The 21,104-nt window shown below is 39.6% G+C and carries 17 protein-coding genes; all 17 read left to right on the top strand.

The annotated features are described in order from the left end of the window. Positions 1 to 8 precede the first annotated feature (8 nt). The 17 genes from FN960_RS02820 to FN960_RS02740 all read left to right on the top strand — a co-directional run bounded on the left by FN960_RS02820 (position 9) and on the right by FN960_RS02740 (position 21,071). Positions 9 to 1,841 (top strand): TcaA second domain-containing protein, encoded by a 1,833-nt coding sequence (locus tag FN960_RS02820; protein ID WP_143846846.1) that lies wholly within the window; start codon positions 9 to 11, stop codon positions 1,839 to 1,841. Between the two features lie 299 nt (positions 1,842 to 2,140). Beyond that, the gene (gene hag, locus FN960_RS02815) at positions 2,141 to 2,956 is read left to right on the top strand and encodes a flagellin Hag (RefSeq protein ID WP_143846845.1); all 816 of its coding nucleotides are present in this window, start codon (positions 2,141 to 2,143) and stop codon (positions 2,954 to 2,956) included. Between the two features lie 64 nt (positions 2,957 to 3,020). Further along, complete coding sequence (locus FN960_RS02810) at positions 3,021 to 5,522, top strand: YheC/YheD family protein (protein WP_143846844.1); 2,502 nt, start codon at positions 3,021 to 3,023, stop codon at positions 5,520 to 5,522. Between the two features lie 238 nt (positions 5,523 to 5,760). After that, on the top strand, positions 5,761 to 7,851 hold the full coding sequence (locus FN960_RS02805; RefSeq protein WP_143846843.1) for a BglG family transcription antiterminator: 2,091 nt from the start codon (positions 5,761 to 5,763) through the stop codon (positions 7,849 to 7,851). Beyond that, a complete protein-coding gene (locus FN960_RS02800; RefSeq protein WP_143846842.1) occupies positions 7,844 to 8,140 on the top strand; it encodes a PTS sugar transporter subunit IIB in 297 nt (98 codons plus the stop codon). Before FN960_RS02805 ends, FN960_RS02800 begins: the two co-directional genes overlap by 8 nt. Beyond that, entirely contained in the window at positions 8,137 to 9,396 is a 1,260-nt protein-coding gene (locus FN960_RS02795) for a PTS transporter subunit IIC (RefSeq protein ID WP_143846841.1), read from the top strand. Before FN960_RS02800 ends, FN960_RS02795 begins: the two co-directional genes overlap by 4 nt. A 114-nt stretch (positions 9,397 to 9,510) precedes the next feature. Continuing rightward, entirely contained in the window at positions 9,511 to 10,527 is a 1,017-nt protein-coding gene (locus FN960_RS02790) for an ABC transporter substrate-binding protein (protein WP_260681898.1), read from the top strand. Positions 10,528 to 10,547: 20 nt separating this feature from the next. Then, positions 10,548 to 12,257 carry an ABC transporter permease gene (locus tag FN960_RS02785; RefSeq protein ID WP_260681897.1) on the top strand — a complete coding sequence of 570 codons (1,710 nt, stop codon included), beginning with the start codon at positions 10,548 to 10,550 and terminating at the stop codon, positions 12,255 to 12,257. Positions 12,258 to 12,270: 13 nt separating this feature from the next. Then, positions 12,271 to 13,350 (top strand): ABC transporter ATP-binding protein, encoded by a 1,080-nt coding sequence (locus FN960_RS02780; RefSeq protein ID WP_143846840.1) that lies wholly within the window; start codon positions 12,271 to 12,273, stop codon positions 13,348 to 13,350. Between the two features lie 18 nt (positions 13,351 to 13,368). Next, positions 13,369 to 14,370 (top strand): extracellular solute-binding protein, encoded by a 1,002-nt coding sequence (locus FN960_RS02775; protein ID WP_143846839.1) that lies wholly within the window; start codon positions 13,369 to 13,371, stop codon positions 14,368 to 14,370. A 9-nt stretch (positions 14,371 to 14,379) separates the two neighbouring features. Continuing rightward, positions 14,380 to 15,141, top strand: a complete 762-nt coding sequence (locus FN960_RS02770) for an inositol monophosphatase family protein (RefSeq protein WP_143846838.1) — start codon at positions 14,380 to 14,382, stop codon at positions 15,139 to 15,141. 167 nt (positions 15,142 to 15,308) lie between these two features. Next, a complete protein-coding gene (locus FN960_RS02765; RefSeq protein ID WP_143846837.1) occupies positions 15,309 to 16,814 on the top strand; it encodes an AbgT family transporter in 1,506 nt (501 codons plus the stop codon). A 421-nt stretch (positions 16,815 to 17,235) separates the two neighbouring features. Beyond that, positions 17,236 to 17,655 (top strand): universal stress protein, encoded by a 420-nt coding sequence (locus FN960_RS02760; RefSeq protein ID WP_143846836.1) that lies wholly within the window; start codon positions 17,236 to 17,238, stop codon positions 17,653 to 17,655. A 144-nt stretch (positions 17,656 to 17,799) separates the two neighbouring features. Then, on the top strand, positions 17,800 to 18,777 hold the full coding sequence (locus FN960_RS02755; RefSeq protein ID WP_143846835.1) for a hypothetical protein: 978 nt from the start codon (positions 17,800 to 17,802) through the stop codon (positions 18,775 to 18,777). A gap of 105 nt (positions 18,778 to 18,882) precedes the next feature. Beyond that, positions 18,883 to 19,398, top strand: a complete 516-nt coding sequence (locus FN960_RS02750; RefSeq protein WP_143846834.1) for a VanZ family protein — start codon at positions 18,883 to 18,885, stop codon at positions 19,396 to 19,398. A 97-nt stretch (positions 19,399 to 19,495) separates the two neighbouring features. Next, on the top strand, positions 19,496 to 20,401 hold the full coding sequence (locus FN960_RS02745) for a DUF1672 family protein (protein WP_143846833.1): 906 nt from the start codon (positions 19,496 to 19,498) through the stop codon (positions 20,399 to 20,401). A 109-nt stretch (positions 20,402 to 20,510) separates the two neighbouring features. Then, positions 20,511 to 21,071, top strand: a complete 561-nt coding sequence (locus tag FN960_RS02740) for a DUF1672 family protein (protein WP_185970875.1) — start codon at positions 20,511 to 20,513, stop codon at positions 21,069 to 21,071. Positions 21,072 to 21,104: the final 33 nt, after the last annotated feature.

The raw sequence follows: 21,104 nt of genomic DNA, 5'->3' as shown, positions 1-21,104 counted from the left end.
TGAGGAATATGAAAATCTGTCCACAATGTCATACTCAGAATCAGGATCAACCTTTTTGTAGCAAATGTGGAGCAAAGCTACCAGAGACGGCGTCGCCTCAACAAACTAAAGAACCTATGAAAACAAGTAAAAAAATCCTGATTGGATCAGTGGCGGGCATCGCAGTCCTTGCCGGAGGGTTATTTTTCACAGGTAAAGCTTTGGCCGATAAGGATCGAGTCGTCAATTCCTTTCTTGAGGCGGTAGCTGATCAAAACACAAAAGCAATCAAAAAACATCTCGGATCTAATAGAGAGGGCCTTACAGTAGAAGATAAGCATGTGGAGGATTTCCTCGTCTATTTAGAGGAAGACGAAGATGCCAAAGCGGAGCTAATAAAGAAATGGTTATCTGAAGCAGAATCAATAGACGATCCAAGAATGGTCAGTTACTACGATGGTTACTATAATGACTTTCCTATTTATTTCACAAAAACAGGAAAGAAGTGGCTACTATTTGATGAATACCAATTCGTGATGGAAGCTAAGCCTCTATACGTTGAAAGTAACATAGAACTTGATGAGATTACATTCACCTTGGATGAAGAGAAGGTTGAACCAGAATATGATGAGCAAGGCTACTTCTTTGGGCATCATCTACCAGGAATCTATCAAGTGACAGGTAACATGGAGAATGACTTTGGAGTAAACGAGAAATCGGTCGAAGCTGACCTTTACTACCAAGATTACTACACCCTTTACTTTGATTTAGAGATCGCTTCGTTATATATGGACTCCATCATAAACGGAACAAAGCTTGTCCTTGAAGATTCAAAGAAAGAGCTAGACGTCACAAGCTCCCCAATGGAGTTTGGCCCATTACTAACAGATGGCACGTTATCTTATCACCTAGAAGCAGATTCTCCTTTTGGACTTCTAAAGAGTAACTCTTTACCACTCTACTATGAGAATATGGATCATGCTTTGGCACCGAATGATGAATTGAAGAAAGAGCTGGGTGAGATGATTAACGAGTATTTATTGGGGTATCGTGTGGCTTCACAAGAAAAGAATGTAGATAAGCTCGTTCACGCAAGTGGGGTTCTCTATAACTGGGTCGAAAAAGAAATTCATGAATTAAAAATGTGGGATGAATACTTTGCCGGGTACTTACTAGAGTCAGGCATAGCCTGGGAGCAAGCGGAGATATTTGAATCAGCATCTACTTGGGGTGTGTATGTACCAGTCTATGAAAAATGGGAGCAAGCCGTGTTTAATTCTGGAGAGATACCAGAATTAGAGCATGAGGAGTATCATAGAATCTACGAATTTGCATACCAAGATGATGTATGGAAGATGGTCGATGTAAACGTAAATGCTTATTATTTCGATCCAACAGAAACCTTTGAATTCAGCAAAGAAGATCAAGATGAAGTCTCCGCAACTGAAGCAGTAGTAAAAGAAGGAGCAAAGATAAAGCTATCACAGTATGATGCAGATGAATTAATTTTTTCGTTTGCAAGTGAATATGCAGATGCTGTAAGACATGGGGTGCCGAGCTATGTGGACGATTATGTCACAAGCGACTACAAAAAGAAAATTGAACCCAATATCATGTATTTTTTTGATAACGGGATTGATGAATACTTAATTAATGCCGAAGCAACGAATCTATCAGCAAATGATGATGGAAGTTATACGATGACAACAAAAGAAATCTATGAAATTTATCACCCAAAAAATGGGGATAAAGTAAAGACATTTACCACAACATATACCGTAGTTTACGATGAAGATGATTATTATTGGAAAATATCTGAGTTAGTGGGTGAACCGAAGGAAATCAAGAGTGAGGATATATAAATGTATTGACTATATTTGTTGAAAATGAAGGATCCCTGCAGAGTCATGGCATCTTTTTATATTTAAAAGAAATCTAAGAGTTGAAATGGGTTTGAAAGAAATTCTAGGATGAGTAAAGATGCAAAGAAAAAAATCGAAAAATAAATGAAAAAATTATTAAACATTCACCTGCATCCTCCGATATAACTAAAGAACATGCCAGCCACCCGCGGCGGCCGCGACGGTTGACCTGGCTGTTTACAAAATTATTCACCCCACACAAGGACGTGTACGGGGCAAAATCAGGGAGGAAACACATAATGATTATCAATCACAATCTATCTGCTATGAACGCTCACCGTCAACTTGGTGCTAACCAAGCTGCTGGAGCAAAAGCTCAAGAAAAACTTTCTTCAGGACTTCGCATCAACCGTGCAGGGGATGACGCTGCTGGTCTTGCAATCTCCGAAAAAATGCGTGCTCAAGTTCGTGGCTTGGATCAAGCTTCACGTAACGCACAAGATGGTATCTCTTTAATTCAAACAGCTGAGGGAGCTCTTAACGAAACTCACTCAATTCTACAACGTATGCGTGAGCTTGCTGTACAAGCGGCGAATGATACGAATGATGACGATACTGACAGAGCAGCTATTCAAGAAGAAGTTAAAGCTTTAATTGAAGAAATCGATCGTATTTCAACTGACACTAAGTTTAACGGTAAAGATTTATTAACTGGAACTGAGACTGACTTTACCTTCCATATTGGTGCTGATACAGGTCAAATGCTAGAATTATCAATTGCAGATATGTCAGCTGAAGGTTTGAGTGTAAATACTATAGATTTATCTACTCGTGCTGAAGCAGATACTGCAATTGAAACTATTAATACAGCAATCAATTTAGTATCAACCGAACGTTCTAAGCTAGGAGCTGTTCAAAACCGTCTAGAGCATACAATCTCTAACCTAGACAACTCTGCTGAAAACTTACAAGCTGCTGAATCGCGTATTCGTGACGTAGACATGGCAAAAGAAATTATGGAGTTCACTAAGAACAACATTCTTTCTCAAGCATCTCAAGCTATGCTTGCGCAAGCAAACCAAGCTCCACAAGCAGTACTTCAGCTTCTAGGATAATTATTTTTAAAAAAGCAGGTTCTAAATCATAGAGCCTGTTTTTTTAATATAGGAGGACTTTAAAGTGAATTGGGATACACAGATCACTCAATCAAAAAATATAGTGAATACTTTACTTGAAGCAAGTGAGTATCTACTTGTGTTAATGAAAGAGAAAAAAATGACTGAAGGTATTGCTGTTTATAGCTCGATTGTAGAGGGTTACGAGGCGGTTGAAGCCTTTCAGTTAAATTATGAACTTCCACCGGATTTTGTTAATGAAACAGTAAAAATAAAGAAGCAACTTATGCAAGTAGTCACTGGTTTTGAGTCAAATAATTCAAATCAGATAGCAGGTGTTCTTCAATTTTCCCTTATTCCACTAATGAAAAAATGGAAGAAACTTTACAACGATTTTATATTAGAGGAAGTTGGGACTAATCAATCTAATATTGGAGTCTATCTATGTCATGCTTCTCCAAGAAAAGCATACCCTAAAGAGAGAATCCAGGCATTAGTGGAGGAAGGGAAACTACAAGGACAGAATCTTATTTTGTTCTCATCAAAGGATATAAACTTTGAAGAAAAAACAATTAAAGCAGAAATAAATAGAAACGGGAAATGGGAAGAGGACGTTTTTGAATTTCCTCGTGTTATACATAATATCTTTCCAAAAGGGAAAAGTTTTCAATCTAAAGAAGAACGAAAGCTTAGAAAATTAATTCCTTTCACAAGTTTCTCTGTTGGTAACAAATACTCAGTGCCAGAAAAATTAGTTAAAACAGGTAGATTCGCTGAATATTTCATTCAGTTTCGAGTATGCACTGATTTAGATATCATATATTCTCATTTAGATCAACATAAATCAGTTGTATTTAAGCCGATTTTAGGAAGGCAAGGTCAACACATCTATTTTGTAGAGAAAGATAATAATAAATATATTATTTCACAACATAAACATAAAAAATCATATAATAAGGATAACTTTCACATCTGGTTACAAGATATTATTTTAAAAGAAAATAAGAGTTACATCGTCCAACCATTTATAAAGAGTCAGACTAAGAAAAAAGAACCTTTTGATATCCGTGCACACGTTCAAAAAAACGGTGAAGGTAAATGGGTTATAACTAAAATGTATCCAAGAATTGGTGATAACAAGAGTATTCTCAGTAATATTAGCAGAGGTGGGTACACTGAGGATATGGATATGTTTTTAAAGAGAGAATATAAAGATAAAGCAAATCTATATAAAGATAACCTTGTTGAATTAACTATGGGATTAACCTCTCACCTTGATAAGGTGTATGGTTTCGCCCTGGATGAATTAGGTCTTGATATTGCTATTGATGAAACAGGAAGATTTTGGTTTCATGAAGTAAATAACGGTCCCCAGAGCACTTATCATGAAAAAGAGCGAGCGGAAAATACGATTGCATATGCAAGGTATGTAAAGGAAAATGGGTTATTTTTAAAAAATGAATTTGAAAAAAGACCTGCTTTAAAAGGACAATTTTTTGCGAAAAATTCTAACATAGATAAAGTTGACTTTAAATTTCCAACTACTATTGGATTATTAATCGATGATAAAAAGAAAGGTCAAAAGTTAGCAGAGGCTTGTGCGTACGTAGCCGCCTATGAAGAGAGTAACTTTTTTATGTTTTCTCCGAACGATATCGATTTTGAAGAAATGCTTATTAAAGGCTCCATCTTTGAAAAAGGTGTTTGGGTTAATAAGGTAGTAAACTATCCGGATGTTATTTATGATCGTCTAAGAGCAAAAGGTATTAAAGGATATAATTATATATATGAAGAACTAGAAGGAATCAAATTCACGAATGAGTTAAGAGGAGATTCTGCTAATAAAAATGAAATTTATGAAAAATTAATAGAATCAGATCAATTTAATGATTTCATCATTCCTTACAAGAGAGTTACAAGAAGTATAGAAGTATTGAAGTTAATTAAAAAGTATAATGCTATCATAATGAAACCAGAAGTAGGGTCTTATACAAAGGGAATACTATTTATTGAACTGAGAGGTATGAATGACTACTTTATTGCCGATGGAGACGATAAAAGACATATAACTGAAATTGAGTTAATAAAAATTATTAAGGAAAGAATTAAATCGTCAAATTACTTGGTGCAAAAATACATTGAAACTAGAACACTTGATAATCAACCATTTGATGTAAGAGTACATTTACTTAAAGGGAGAGAAAACGAGTGGGTTCTATCGAAAATGTATCCTAGAATAGGAACACGTCATGCCGTCATAATGCTCGCAAAGAACGGTGGATATATTGGAGAAATTAAAGGTTTCTTAAAAAGAAATTATGGGGAAGAAAAGAGTACTAAGATACATTCTGAAATATTAGATTTGACACATAACATAGCAAAAGATTTTGAAGGGAATTATGAAAACGGACTTACTGATATAGCATTTGACATAGCAATAGATAAAGAAGGTAATCTATTTATAATTGAACTAAATCTAAATAAGCCTGGTGTAGGATTTCATGAGTTGGAGGTTGCCCAGATTGTAATACCTTATTGTAAAACAATTTCAAATAATAAAGACTGACTTGTTTTAAGATCTCATGCTGCAATGAGGTCTTCTTTCTTTGCTTGCATTCCCCTTCTTCACCCGATAGAATAGTACCCATTGATTTAATCATTTAAATGTTTTACATTTTAACGTTTATTTTACAGTGGTGAAGGGTGCAATAGGATGAACAGGCTGCTTACGTAAACTGTGATTGAATTGTATATCACTCTTAAGAATAATACGTAAGCGTTTAGAACGACTAGGAGGGCATACTTTGCTTTCAATTAGACAAAAGGAATTACTTGAGCGTTTGATGAGTGAGCGTGATTTTTTATCGCTTGAATCGATAAAAGAAGTGTATCAGCTATCCCCTCGGACAATTCGGCAGGATTTGTTAGAGATTGAGGAATGGTTGCTTGAGGTTGGGGCGGAGTTGACGCTTGAGCGTAACCGAAAGCGAGGGGCTAGGTTAGTTGTAACGAGTGAACAGGAGCAGACTGTTTTGAGAGCGCTTCATAGGAATCAAGATTTTCTTAATGCGAATCAGCGGTGGGTCGACATGATGAAGCGGCTGCTGTTGCAGGAAGTTATTCCGTTAGAGGAGCTAGAAGAGGAATATTCTATTAGTCACAGTACGATGCAAAATGATTTGAATCGTTTAAAGGAACAGCTGGCGGATTATGAGCTTATGCTTGTAAGGGAGAGTAAAAGGCTTTTTCTGAAAGGGAATGAGCGGCATAAGCGCATGCTATTCGTTGATTTGTTACGTGATGTGATACCTGAGCAGGATGTGTTTCCGTTGTTTATTAGTGAGGACCGGGTGATTCTTCCCTCGGACCCTTTGCTACGAGTTAGCCAGCTGTGGGTCTCAGACCTCATCCATTTGATTCATATCTTAGAGTCCCATGGAGCTAGCGAGTTTGTTGATGATAGCAAGTATGAGTTGTTTTTGAATGGGATAGCTCAGGTCAGCAGAGTGAGACGGGGTCATTTGATTGAATTAACTGTGGATGATGAGCTTCGTATTTTTGAACAGGCTTCCTATGGTCAAGCGAGAGAAGTATTTGCTCGTCTTCTTCATCTTGACGAAAACACGAAACCCCTTAAAAAGGAAATGTCCTATTTTGCGATGCATATACTAGGGGCTAGACGTTTAAGTCAGTCTACTCAAGTATCCTTTTCACATGAACAGACAGCTCGGGCTATTGTGACTCGTTTTGAGCAAGAGAATCAAACGAGGCTTAGTCGAAGAGAGGATGTCATTTCAGGACTGGCGATTCATCTGAAATCAGCTATCTATCGTTTGAAGTTTGGTACAACAATTGAAAATTCTTTTTATCCCCAGCTAGAAAAAGAGTATGGGCTTTATTTAGATCAGTTGGCATCATTTATTAAAAGCTCGCCGGAGTGGAGGCTTACTGACATGAGTAAGCATGAGATTGGATTTCTTGCTATTCATCTTTGTGCTGCTTTAGTGCATAAGCCGCAGCTCCCTGTGAGGAGAGTGGCAATTGTTTGTAGCTCAGGGGTAGGAACATCCATGATGCTTGAGGGAGCGATTCGTCGGTTGTTTCCACAGGTGGTCATTATAGGCCAATACTCTGTTCAGCAAGCACATCAATTACAACAGGATGAGGTTGATTTACTCATTACTACAATACCTTTCACCACATCGGTCCATATTGATTGGATTAAGGTTTCTCCGCTTGTAAATATGAAGGAGCAACAAGAGCTAGAAATACGATTAGGAGTAAAAGCTGCTCAAGAGAAAACAGATCTTGAAATGATTGATACTGTGCAATCTGTGTTTGATCTTGTCATGTCTCATGCAAAGCCAGATCAGCCAAGGGCCTTATATCAGGACTTGTATCGATTCTTTACAGGGAGTCGAAAGCAAGATCAAGGACATGTGACCTCATTCATCTCCATCGATAGTATTCATCTTCAAGTATCAGGGAAGGATTGGCGAAGCTGTATTCAGGTTCTACACACATGTCTGGAACGGAATCATTTCGTTAGCTCCGGCTATGGAGAAGAGATTATTAGAGAGGTGGAATCTGGCCATCACTCTTATATCATTGCACCGGGTATTGCATTTCCTCACCTAAGAAGTCCATCCGTTCTAAGCTGTGGGTTTGCTATAATGACATTAGAAGAACCAATACGGTTTGGTCATTCAGATGATTATATCTGGTGGATCATTTTATTAGCGCCAGTCGATCAATCTCAGCACAGTAAAGTGGTGGAGATGATTCTTGAAACGATTCACTCTGAAAAAAAGTTAAAGTGGCTTCAAGAGGAGTCAAATATAGAAAACGTGTGGGACTGGATGCGTGTCTTTGAGGAGGGTGATCATTATGCGTAAAATACTCGTTGTATGTTCCGGTGGGCTAGGTACAAGTCTTATGCTAAAAATACAAGTCTCAAAACTAATAGAGGATTGGGGCATACATCATGTATGGATTGAGCAAATGGATGTGGGAAGTGCCTCCTTCACTCAAGCAGACCTCATCATTGGTGCGAAACAGGTTGTAGATCCATTAATAGGTGGAGATACAGAAGTGGTCAGCTTAACGTATGTGGCTGATAGACAGCATGTGGAAGAGGAACTACATAAATCTAAGGCCATACAAGGATGGCGGTCCTCCGTATGAGTCCGTTTGAATTCTTTGGGGGGCAGGTTATTGGGGAGCCCACCTTATTATTAGGATTAGCTGCATTTATTGGATTTCTTCTTGCTCGCGTCAGCTTTTATCGCACGCTCAGTGGAACTATTAAGGTGATGGTAGGAACTGCATTACTGCAAATAGGTGCATCAGCTGCAGGGGTATCCTTGTCGAATTTAGCTGTGATGGTGCAGGACCGTTTCCAAATTATCGGTTTTATCCCCCATAATGAGGCTGTCATGGCCTTGGTTCAAATTAATTTTGGTCGGGAGGTTGCTCTCACTGTCACCGTTGCTTTAGTGTTGCATCTTTTGCTAGCTCGATTCACCCCTTTTAAATATATATTTTTATCAGGTCACCAGGTTCTTTTTATGGGGGCGGTCATTGTAGCTGTGCTGCAACCTACGTATTTAGGTTCTTGGCAATTTCTGATCGGTGGGGGCGTGCTAGCTTTATCTATGACATTTGCGCCTGCCTTAATTCAACCTTATGTAAGGAGTGTGACAGGAGATAATAGCATAGCTATCGGTCACTTTAATAGTGTTGGTTATTTTCTCTCCGGTGCGCTTAGTAAGGCTCTATTTAAGAAACGGGAGCAAAGCTATCAGTTTCCAGCCTTTTTGAGAAGGTTTGAGCCCTTGATGCAGGATCATATTCTAGTGATATGTTTATTTTCCTTTGTTCTCTTCTTTGGGGCGGCCTTATTTTCTTTTCAAGAAGGGATGACTAGTTTGTTTGGAAATCAGCCATTCTTTGTGTACGCTATGATCCAATCACTGTGGTTTACTGCGGGTATGTACAGTATTATTAATGGAGTACGAATGATGGTGTCAGAAATTGTACCTGCTTTTGAGGGGATTTCACGTAAATGGATTAAGGGCTCTATTCCAGCTATAGATGCCCCTGTGCTTTTTCCTTATGCTCCCCTTGCTGCGATTGTTGGATTTTTGTTAAGCTTTGGCGCGGGAATATTGGCCATGCTTGTTATGGTTCAAATTCAATATACAATTATTATTCCTGGGGTGATTCCTCATTTCTTCTCTGGAGGAGCTGCGGGTGTGATTGCCTATCGGTTAAGGGGGATTCGAGCATTGCTTGTGATTGGTCCGATTCATGGACTACTTATTTCTCTGCTCCCGTTGCTTTTATTACCGTTCTTAACAGAGTTGGGTTATACACGGACGACCTTTGGGGATTCAGACCTCCAGCTCATTGGCATCTTACTTGGATGGTTGCTTCAATAATTGAATAATTTTTTTTAGAAGACCAAATCTCTGCCTATTTAAACGGCAGAGATTTGGTCTTCTTTTTGTAAACGCATACAAGTATGCTTTGTTTATAAAGACAAGGGGGTAAGAATGATGAAAAAACATTGGATGCTTGCAGGTGGACTTGTTGGATTACTTGCATTAGGAGCTTGTTCACAAGGTGACGAATCAGGTGGCACCTTAACGGTATATGTAGGGTTTCAAGAAGATCACGCGGTAGCAGCTATCGATAAATTTACAGAAGAAACTGGTATTGATGTCAATATGGTTCGTATGTCTGCTGGAGAAATTCTAGCTAAAATTCGAGCGGAGAAAAATAATCCTCAAGCTGATATTTGGTATGGAGGACCCGCAGATACATTCGTTGCCGCTCAAAAGGAAGGCTTACTTCATGCCTATCAATCACCTGAAGCGGACGTGATTCCAGATGAATATAAGGATAGTGAAGGATATTGGTCAGGTGTTTATGTTGGTGTCATTGGCTTTGCAACAAACCAAAATTTCTTAGATGATAACGGACTAGAAGCCCCGACAAGCTGGGATGATTTGCTTGATCCGGCTTATCAAAATGAACTAGTTATGGCACATCCGAGCTCTTCTGGGACAGCCTATACGGCGTTGTATTCCATTTTAGAATCTAAAGGTGGAGACGATCCAGGTTTTGATTATTTAGAACAGCTTCATCCGCAAATTCAACAATACACAACAAGTGGATCCGCACCTGGTCGTATGGTTGGGCTAAATGAAGCAGGGGCAGGCATTCTATTTGCACACGATATTATTAAATATCAAGAAGAGGGATTTGAAGACATTGTGCTTTCTTTCCCAGAAGAAGGGACAGGCTTTGAAATTGGTTCATCTGCCATTATTGAAGGGTCTAAAAATGAAGAACTGGCAGAGCAATTCATCGACTGGTCTGTATCACCAAGTGCCCAGGAAGTTGGACAAACAACAAGTAACTATCAGAACTTAACCCATCCAGATGCAGAAGAACCAGAGGAAGCCGTTAAGCTTGATGAGTTAACACTTGTAGATTCAGATCCTCTTGAAGCTGGTGATAGACGTCAAGATATCATTGATCGATTTGAACGTGACATTATTAATTAAGATAGAAGGGTGGGATTTAGGTGAAAGCCAAAGTACAAGACTTATTTAAACAGCCATTAAGGCTTATCCTAATTGTTCTAATTATGGCCTGCCTGATTGTTTTTATTGCCTATCCGCTCGTTCAGATATTCTTAGCGAGCTTCATTTCCAATCAAGAACTTTCATTTGAGGGCTATAAACGTGTTTTATCGGGGGGGCAGCTATCAAGCTCCCTCATCAATTCCATTTTATTAGCTAGTATTGTATCTGTATTATCCACAGCGATTGCCTATTTCTTCGCTTATGTTTTTGCTTATGTCAAGATTCCATTCAAAATGGTGTTTAATGGGATTGCTATTTTACCTATTATCTCACCACCATTCGTGATTGCTTTATCAGCTATTTTATTGTTTGGTCGTAATGGATTTATTTCAAGCTCACTATTAGGCATTGAGAATGCAAACATTTATGGTCTTCATGGGTTGATTTTAGTGCAGACGCTTACGTTCTTTCCAGTAGCCTTTCTTGTGTTATCGGGATTGCTTCGATCTATCAGTCCAGCACTTGAAGAAGCGAGTGATAATCTGGGTTCAACCAAATGGCAGACCTTTGCACGAGTCACCTTACCGCTATCTCTACCTGGTATCGGAAATGCATTTCTACTTGTATTCATCCAGTCCATGGCTGATTTCGGTAACCCTATGACAATCGGGGGAGACTATAACACGGTAGCAAGAGAAATCTATCTTCAAGCTGTAGGAAGCTATAATATGCAATCAGGTGCAGCGCTTGCTATGCTCTTGCTCTCTGTTACGGTCATTCTCTATGCGATTCAGAAATTCTGGTTAGGTAAGAAAAACTATGTCACCGTTACAGGGAAACCAACATCGGCTAGAAGACTTGTTTCTGATGGACCGTTTCGTTTAGCTGTCATTACGATTTGTTACGCGATTTCCGCAACAGTAGCACTCTTTTATATTCTTGTACCCATTGGCTCTTTCATTCAACTTTGGGGAGTGAACAATAGCTTTACGTTAGATCATTATCAATACGTATTCTCTATAGGTCAGAAGGCAGTGATTGATACATTTAAATTATCCGCCATCGCTACCCCTATCGGAGGTTTGTTCGCTATGGTTCTTGCGTATTTAATTGTACGCCAGAGATTTGCCGGTAAGCGAGTGATGGAAGGGTTAAGCATGATGTCCATTGCCATTCCTGGGACGGTTATAGGGATTTCGTATATTCTAGCCTTTAACCAAGCTCCTTTAGCTATTACAGGAACAGCATTAATCATCATAGCAGCCTTTATCGTTCGTGCCATGCCTGTTGGAATTCGCTCAGGTGTCACCTCGCTTCAACAAATTGATCCATCCATTGAAGAGGCAGCGACAAACTTAGGGGCAAGCGGCTCTAAAACGTTTTTTACGATCGTTCTTCCGCTTATTCGTCCAGCATTCTTTAGCTCACTCGTCTACACATTTGTAAAAAGTATGACAGCGATGAGCGCCGTTATCTTCTTGATTTCAGCAAAATATAACTTAATCACGGCTTCCATTTTAGCCCAAGTTGAATCAGGTAGAATTGGTGTAGCCAGTGCCTATTGTACATTATTAATTATTTTGATGATTATTGCGATGCTCATCCTTAACGTGTTAACCAATCTCTTTACGAAACGGTGGACTTTCCCACGTAAAGGAAAGAAAGACCAAGTGAAGGAAGTTGCAGCGCAGGATAGTATATCCCTTTAAGGAGGAAGAAGAGATGGCTAAGTCCGTTAAACTAGAAAATGTTACAAAAACCTTTACTGATGATCAAAGAAAGTCTACTCATGCAGTTGATCATATTAATCTTCATATTAAAGAAGGACAATTCACAACCCTTCTTGGGCCATCAGGCTGCGGCAAAACAACCACGTTACGTATGATTGCAGGCTTTGAGGATTTGTCTGAGGGAAATATCTTCTTTGGGGATGAAAATGTAAAGCAAATTCCCGCTAATAAACGAGATTGTACAATGGTCTTTCAATCCTATGCCTTATTCCCGCATATGACGGTTTATGATAATATTTGTTATGGCTTAAGATTAAAAAAGCTTTCGAAGCAAGAAATAGATAAAAGAGTCACGCCTATTATGGATATAATGAATCTCCATGTTAATGCTAACCGTATGCCTAATCAATTATCTGGTGGACAGCAGCAACGGGTGGCACTAGCAAGAGCGTTGGTCATGGAACCAGGAGTATTACTATTTGATGAGCCGTTATCAAATTTAGATGCAAAACTACGAATTACGATGAGAGATGAAATACGTCGAATTCAAAAAAAGCTTGGTATTACGGCTGTATATGTTACACACGATCAAAGTGAAGCAATGAGTTTAAGTGATCAAATTGTTGTCATGAACGCGGGTAAGATTGAACAGGTAGGAACCCCAATGGAAATCTATCAACAACCAACATCTAAGTTTGTATCCGATTTTATTGGAACAGCGAATTTCTTAGATGGAAAGGTAGAGAGCCAATCGGATGACATGCTAACCGTTCAAACCAAGGATACAAAATTGGATGTTTATCAGGATAATGCTCTTTCATTTAGAGAAGGACAACCCGTCTCTATTGTTGTTCGTCCTGAAGCCATTATCATTGATGAACAGGGCACAGAAAAAGCAAAAGTGACAAAGAGTGTATTTATGGGTCATATTCAAGAGTATGAGGTTGAATATGGTGGAGTCTCACTATACGCGATTGTAGCTGATCCTGGTGGAAAGAAAACATATTCAGCAGGAGATGAGGTCTCGGTCCGCTTTTCTCAGCAGTCCTTGCATGTTGTACCTGCTTCCTAAAAGAGAGAGGAGGATATTGTGAGAGGAAAAGTCTGTATTTATGTGCTAATCATTCTTATTTTATCCTCTTGTCAGGTGCAAGAGTCAAAAGATGTTCTCTACATCTATGCCGGGATGGATGATGCCCATGCAATAAAGGCATTTGAACAATTCGAGCGGGATACGGGAATTCAGGTTGTGTTTAAACGACTCAGTAATGGAAAAATCCTTCAGCTATTGGAAGAAGGAGAAACAAAGATTGATGTTTGGTATGGTGGTCCTTCAGTATTATTTGAAGAAGCGAAGCGTGAAGGGCTACTCATGCCATATCGTTCAGAAAAAAGGAAAGACATTGATCCCTTATACTATGATGCGGATGGAAACTGGACGGGAGTTTATGTTAGTGTATTAGCCCTTGTTGCGAATCGCCAATGGCATCTAGAACAAGGAGTAGAGTTGCCCAAAAGATGGACAGATTTACAACGTGTAGAGTATAAAGGTTGGCTCACTCTTCCTGATCCTCGAATTACAGGTACGGGCTATTTAACGTTAACGATGCTACACCAATTGTATGGAGAGTCACGGACACGTTCAGTTGTGGAGAACATTGACACAAATGTCTCTGACTACGCATCAACGGGTATTTCACCTGGTAGAGTTATTGGATCAAAAAAAGGTGCAGCGACCATTATGTTCGCTCATGATGCCATGCGTTTAAAGCATGAGGGCTATAACGAATTAGTGATTATTTACCCAACAGAACCAACAATGTATGAAGTCGGAGCGGTGGCCATCAGTCAGACAACGAAGAATCCTGAGCAAGCTAAACTGTTTGTGGACTGGGCGTTATCTATAGAGGCTCAAGAAATAGGCAAGCGGGTTGGAAGCTATCAGTATTTAACCAATCATTCAGCCATTCAGCCTGAACAAGCCATTGATCCAGCGGATTTATTAGTCATTGATCCTGATCACGCCCAATCAAGCACCGAAAGACAAAATTGGATTAGTCAGTTTCAAGAATGGACGAAGGTAGATAATTAGGGGGCTAGGATGGAAGCGTATAAATCATTTATAGAGAAAACTCTAAACGAAGCAAAGCAATTAATTGATGAAAGAATTCAAGAGTTTACAGTAGAAACGAAAGCCAATGCAAATGATTTAGTAACAAACGTCGATCGTTTAGTCGAAGCCTACTTTGTGAATCAAATCCAGTTAAACTTTCCGAAAGACCATATTATCGGAGAGGAAGGAATGGCATCCCCGCCTAAGGACCTTTCAGGAACTGTTTGGATTATTGATCCGATCGATGGCACCATGAATTTTGTGCATCAACAAAAGCATTTCGCCATTTCAATAGGAGTTTTGGTTGATGGAAAGCCAGTGTTAGGCTATGTTTTAGACGTACATGAAAATGACCTTTACTCTGCTGAAGCAGGAAAAGGGGCCAGGTTAAATGGCACGTTGCTTAAAAAGAAACAGAGCACTCCTTTAAATGAGGCAGTTATCGCTTTTGATCATAGCTTTTTTGACCTTCAACCTTCCATAAATGATATACGCTCTAAAGTTCGAGGGATTCGTATGATGGGTGTTGGAGCTATAGAGCTAGCCTATGTCGCTGCTGGTAAACTCGATGGATTTGTAACGGCAAAGATTAACCCTTGGGATTATGCAGGAGCAGCCGTCTTAGTGCAGGAGACAGATGTAGAGCTTACTCAATTATCAGGCGAACCATTAAATTATGTAAATCAAAGTGATTTGTGGTGTGGCAATGTTCAAAATAAAGAACAACTTTGGAAAAAGACCTCGTTATAGTGGTCTTTTTCTATTACATACAATCCCCTCTTCCTTAGAAGTGTTATTTCTCAACAAATTCTTGCAATCTCCCCGCCCACCCGCTAGAATAGTATCCATTGATTAAATTATTTGAATGTTTGATATTTTAACATTTATTTTACAGAAGTGAAGGGTGCCGGGACAACATGATGAACAGAATGCTACAGCGTACGTTAACTGTGATTGAGAGGCTTGGGAATTTGCTTCCTCAGCCAATTACAATTTTTTTACTTTTGATCGGGGTATTGGTTGCTACTTCTACTGTTCTACAGTTGCTTGGGGTAACAGTAATAAATCCGGGCACGGGTGAGGAAACAGAGATTCAAAGCTTATTAAGTGGTGAGGGTGTTAATTTTATAACGAGCTCACTTGTTAGTAACTTCACGGGGTTTGCACCACTTGGTGTGGTGCTTGTGATGATGCTTGGGATTGGACTTGCTGAGCGAGTCGGGCTTTTGACGGCTTTGATTAAAAAGCTTATGATGTCTGCACCCGTTTGGTTGATCCCGTATGCGGTCTTTTTCACAGGGAACTTTGCTGTAGTTGGTACGGACTCGGCGTTTTTGATTGTGCCACCGCTGGCTGGAATTATTTATTATTCACTAGGTAAACACCCGGTAGCTGGAGTGATTACTGGTTTTGTTGGTGTAGCGAGTGGTTACGCGACGGGTGTTGTGATTACGGCGAATGAGCCTTTACTCGCAGGGATTACGAATGAGGCCATGGGTGTGATTGGCCTTGAAGGAACCGTTTCAGCTATAAGTAACTATTACTTCATGGTGGCGGGAGTTTTTCTATGTACATTGATTGGTGGAACGATTACTCGTAAGTTAACAGAGCCAAGGCTTGGGGAATTTACGGGAGAAGTGGACGAATCTACGGAGCCAGTGACAAAAGAGGAAACGGCTGCGTTAAAAGCAACAGGTATTGTAGGCCTAGTGTATGTGGCGGTGATAGCCGTTGGTGTATTTATACCAAATAGTTTCCTTTTGAATGAAGAGGGAGGACTAATTCCTTCACCACTATTAAATGGAATTGTCGTCTATCTATTAGTATTATTTGCGTTACTAGGTTTGACCTATGGGTATAAAATGGGCAAAATTAGCGGAATGAAAGATATTGCAGCATACATGGGTGAAGCGATAGGTAGTATGCGTAATTTTATTGTATTGGTTTTCTTCATCAGCCAATTCACCGCATTATTTGCATGGTCAGGCATTGGCTTATGGGTATCTGTAAATGGAACGGAATTTCTAGAGGCGATGAATTTTACAGGTATTGGACTGATTATTGGATTTATTCTGATGACGTCCATGTTAAATTTAATTATTACGAGTGGCTCCGGACAATGGGCAATCTTTGCACCCATCTTTATCCCGATGTTTATCCAGCTAGGGTATGACCCCGCCTTTGCGCAAATGGCATACCGTGTAGGAGATTCTTCGACAAGTATGATTACACCTCTTTCGCCTTATATACTAATCACATTAGAGTTTGTGCGAAAGTATCAAAAGGACGCAGGACTAGGATCGCTAATTTCTTATACACTTCCTTATAGTATCTGTCTACTAGTAGGAATGACGACACTCATCATCATTTTCTACCTATTCGGCATCCCAGTAGGACCAGACGGAGGAGTGTTTTTAGATTAATTTTTTCTTGGTTCAACGTATTAAGCGTACGAAATGGGAAGGACGACACCTCCGGGAATTACAGGATGATATTGAATTTTTATATCAACAAAACTTAGCTTTCATTTTGTTAAATGTCATTTGTTTGATCAGATCATTAGCGGAAGGAGAACCCGTAGACTCCTGCGGAACAGAACGTGTCTGAAGACATCGAAGGGGTGGTTTTCCACTTCGAGGGCTGAGGCCGTTCCCGCGGAAAGCGTAGGGTTCTCCTGTAGCGGCGCCATTCAGCTATGGCCTCGATATAAAGGTCCATTTTGCATATCTCCCACGCATAAAGGCAAGACTCTCTTGTATAAGCAGAGTGTTAAAGGTCAGAAAAACGGGTATAGTACACTAACTGGCCAGTCTATCACCTAAACAGCGATGGAGGGTTTGACATATGTTTAAACGCATACTGGTAGCAACGGACGGATCAAAGCATGCAAAACGAGGATTAATAAAGGCTGTAGATATGATACAGCCATATAAATCCGAGGTTCACATTGACTTGGTGTACTGTGTCGATGTGCGAGGACATTCAGAAGTCTTTCTATACAGTGACAATGCAGAGGCGGATGCACTAGCAAAAAAAATGCTTGCAGAGAGTTTAGAGTTTTTGGAGGCGCAGGGTGTGTCGGCAGGTAGCTTCTATTTAAGAGGCGAGCCAGCTCGTATGGTGATGCTTCATCTAAAGGACCATGAATACGATTGCTTAGTTGTCGGAAGTCGTGGGCGTAATGAGCTACAAACCTTAGTGCTTGGAAGTGTCAGCCATAAGCTAGCTAAGCATGCCAAGATTCCTGTACTGATTGTTCGATAATATAAAAAGTAGAACCTTTTTGGAGAGGGTTCTGCTTTTTTTGCTTACATTTCACGTAATAGACAGAGTTAGATGGATATTATCACCATAACTATGCAATAATTGATATCATGTATTGAAGTCGGCAAGAAAAGGTGTGATTGAATGGATAGGCTAACTTTACGTGCGGTTGTTCCAACTTCGGCTGTCCTACTTTTAGCAACAGGCTGTAACACGGACAAGCCTGCTGAGCAAGCAGAATGGGAGCATGAATATGTAGAGCATTTGACGCAGGTGGAAGAAGAGCTGGCACAAACGCAGGATGCTGTAATCCGTCTTTTTAATGGGTTAATGGAGGATGGCCATTACGTTAATTCCTTATTGCATATAGAAGAAAAGCAGGACCAGTTGGATGAATCCATGACGGCTTTTATAGATCGTACAACGGAGGATGGAGTACCAGAAGCATATCTGGAGCTCCATATCCAACTCCTCTATTTAAAGAGTAACCATGAAGAGATTGTAACGGTGGGCGAGCAATCTTTAGCAGATGATGAATTGTTAGAGCGTGTCGATGATTTTGCTCAAACCATCGAAAAATATGATCAACAGCTAGAGGAATATCAGGAAAAAGTAGAAGAGAATGATCGGTCCACGAACTTATCCCCTTACCGTGAGCTACTTCATGATAAGGATTATTCCGTTCGCGATCTAAAGGCTGTACTTGTAGGTATGCAAATTGATGGTTATGTGGGACTTTTTCATGAGCACATGGAACAGTTTATGGAGGAAGAAATATGGTTGGAAGAATATAAAAATATAATAGAAGAAACTGGACTGTCAGAGATAAGTGAAGAGGAGCGGCAGGATATATTAGAAGCTGTGGATCAACAACGTGCGATTGTCCAAGCTTTTCTTAATCAACCCTATCCAAATGAGGCTGAAGACCTTTACGATTTTCTCTATGAGGAAGCACAGGAATTCCTTGATTTAAATCTTCTTTTATATAGCAGCGTGGATGCAGGCAATGAATTGCTTGCACAGGACACCGTTGAGAGACTAAACCAACTGGCACAGGAAATAGAAACAAAAAAAGAGGAAAAAGAACAAATCATTGAAGAGATCAAGCAGAGGGCTGTCTAGGATATTGAGAAAATCTAGCATTGTTGTTTATGGAAAATAATGCTACAATCTTATTTTATATAAGAAGAAAGAAAGAACGGTGATTCCTTGCAAGAGAAAACTAAGATGCTCCTCACAACTGCTCTGCTTCTTGGAGTCATTGGGCTCATTTTTTATTCAACTTCTCAGCCTTACTCACATCAGGATTTGCGACCAACATTAAATAAATTACCGATTCATTGGCTAGAGAACACCTTTCTTAGCAGGATCTCCTTTACCTATGGAGGGTACGAACGAAGCATCGAGGCAAGTGGGGTAGCAGGGTTTCTGGAGTTTTTTATCCGTAAAGCCTCCCATCTCACTGTGTTTGCAGCGATTGGTTTTCTTGCTACACGATTGCTTGCTTTTTTTGTGTCAGTTCGTTGGGCTGCACTTATTACACTGATTACGGTATTTACCTATGCATGCATTGATGAGTTAAGACAATATTTCAGTGAGGATCGCCAAGGATTAATTGGAGATGTCATTATCGATACTGTTGGCGGAGCTATTGGAATTCTATTTATGGTAGGATGGCTAAGCTGGAGAAGTAATCGTAGAAAAAAGCGTATAAGAAATAACAACAGACGCAGTGCCTCTTGAGGAGGAGCTGTGTTTTTTTGATTCCTATGAATAGGTGGATTAAGATGGAACAAATAGGGAATCGATTATCAGCGGATAGTGAGAAAAGAGGAGATATATGACTATACATAAACAGTTGATTGGATTAAGCTTGCTTGTTTTAGTAGGATGTCAAAGCATTAGTGAGACACCAGTGGATCAATCCACTAGTACGGATACATTCGATCCATTTGTGAGTGTTCAAGACTATACAGGAGAAGGCTATACGTTAGATGGTGGTAAGGAAACGCAGCCGATTGCGGATGAGAATTTGAAGAAGATCGAAGAAACGGTGAAAAGGTTCTTTGTAGAGGAATATAAGACAGAAGTTATTGTTCATAACGTCGTTGGAGCATTGAATGCAGCCACGGTGTTTGTTGAATCGGTTGGGGAGCCTCATTTTTATACGTATGCGGTGGTGCCGATTGATGTGGAACATCTTAAGGTGCAAAGTGAAGAAGTTTATTCACAAAATGATACAGTTGAGAATGCGATAAGGACGGGTATATATGGAATGGCTTATGACAAAGAATTTACTGAGCTGAATGACTTTATCCAGGAGGTAGCCCCTGAGTTAGGTGTTGCAGGCATCACTGAAGAAGCTTTAGCAAATGTGAAAGGAAATGGGTATAGCACATCATTTATGTACACCTCAATGGGAGATTTTGCTTTAGAAGGACTCAATGAAAAGTATCTAGAGAATCCTTCATTTAAAGCATCAGAATGGATAAGCTTCCTAGAAGAAAATAAAGTAAATTCTGAGGGGGTTTTAATCACTATTCAACTATTTATGGAAGATGAAACTGCTAAACCCAATGAAGATGCTTTGGAGTCAATCGTTACATATATCGAGCAGAGTGATGATCTCCCAGTTGGATTATATAGTGTGTATATAAATGATAATAAGATAAACAAGCGCACAGCTAATGGAAATGATGAACATCAAATAAAACGAGCGCATCCTTACGACATTAGAAAAGAGTAATACCCCATCCTTCTTAATCTAAGAAATGAGGAGTGATATGCTAATACGGAAAAGGGCAATTGTCATTTGTTTAATAACGCTTTTACTCCTTTTAGGAGGTTGCTTTCAATTGACTAATCCATCAACAAAGCAGCCATCTAGAGCAGAGGCTTTAGATCCTTTTGTACCTGTTCAATATTATTCAGGAGAAGGTTATACGTTAGATGGTGGGGAGGTAACACAGCCAATTGCGGACGAGAATCTGCCAGAAATAGAGGAGGTAGAGAAGAGGTTTTTCAAAGATAAATATAAAACAGATGTCATTGTACATAATGTTGTAGGTGCCAATAATGCGGCAACGCTTTATGTTGAAGCGGTAGGAGAAGTCTCTTTTAACACTTTTGCAATTATACCTAAGGATATCACAAAGGAAGAAGTAGTTGCTGATCAGATTTGGGTAGAGGAAGATCAGGTAGAGCAAGCTATAAGTGGAGGTATTAACAGCTTAATATATGAGGAAGAAATATCGAACTTACATACATTCATCCAAGAATTTGCGGAAAGAAATAACTTAGTAGGTTTTAATGAGAAGGCTTTAGAGAATGTAAGAGGAACAGGTTTTAGTACCCTATGGTTAAGTTACTGTGTGTATAAAGTATGGAGGTCTTTAGGCTCACAAATCTACTTTTAGGGTTTCATTTGGAGAAACATGGGTAAGTAAATA

It is taken from the genome of Alkalicoccobacillus porphyridii, assembly GCF_007293315.1.
GTDB classification, from domain to species: domain Bacteria; phylum Bacillota; class Bacilli; order Bacillales; family Bacillaceae_D; genus Alkalicoccobacillus; species Alkalicoccobacillus porphyridii.
The sequence above is the reverse complement of the archived record's forward strand: the minus strand, read 5'-3'. Positions and strand labels throughout refer to the sequence as shown.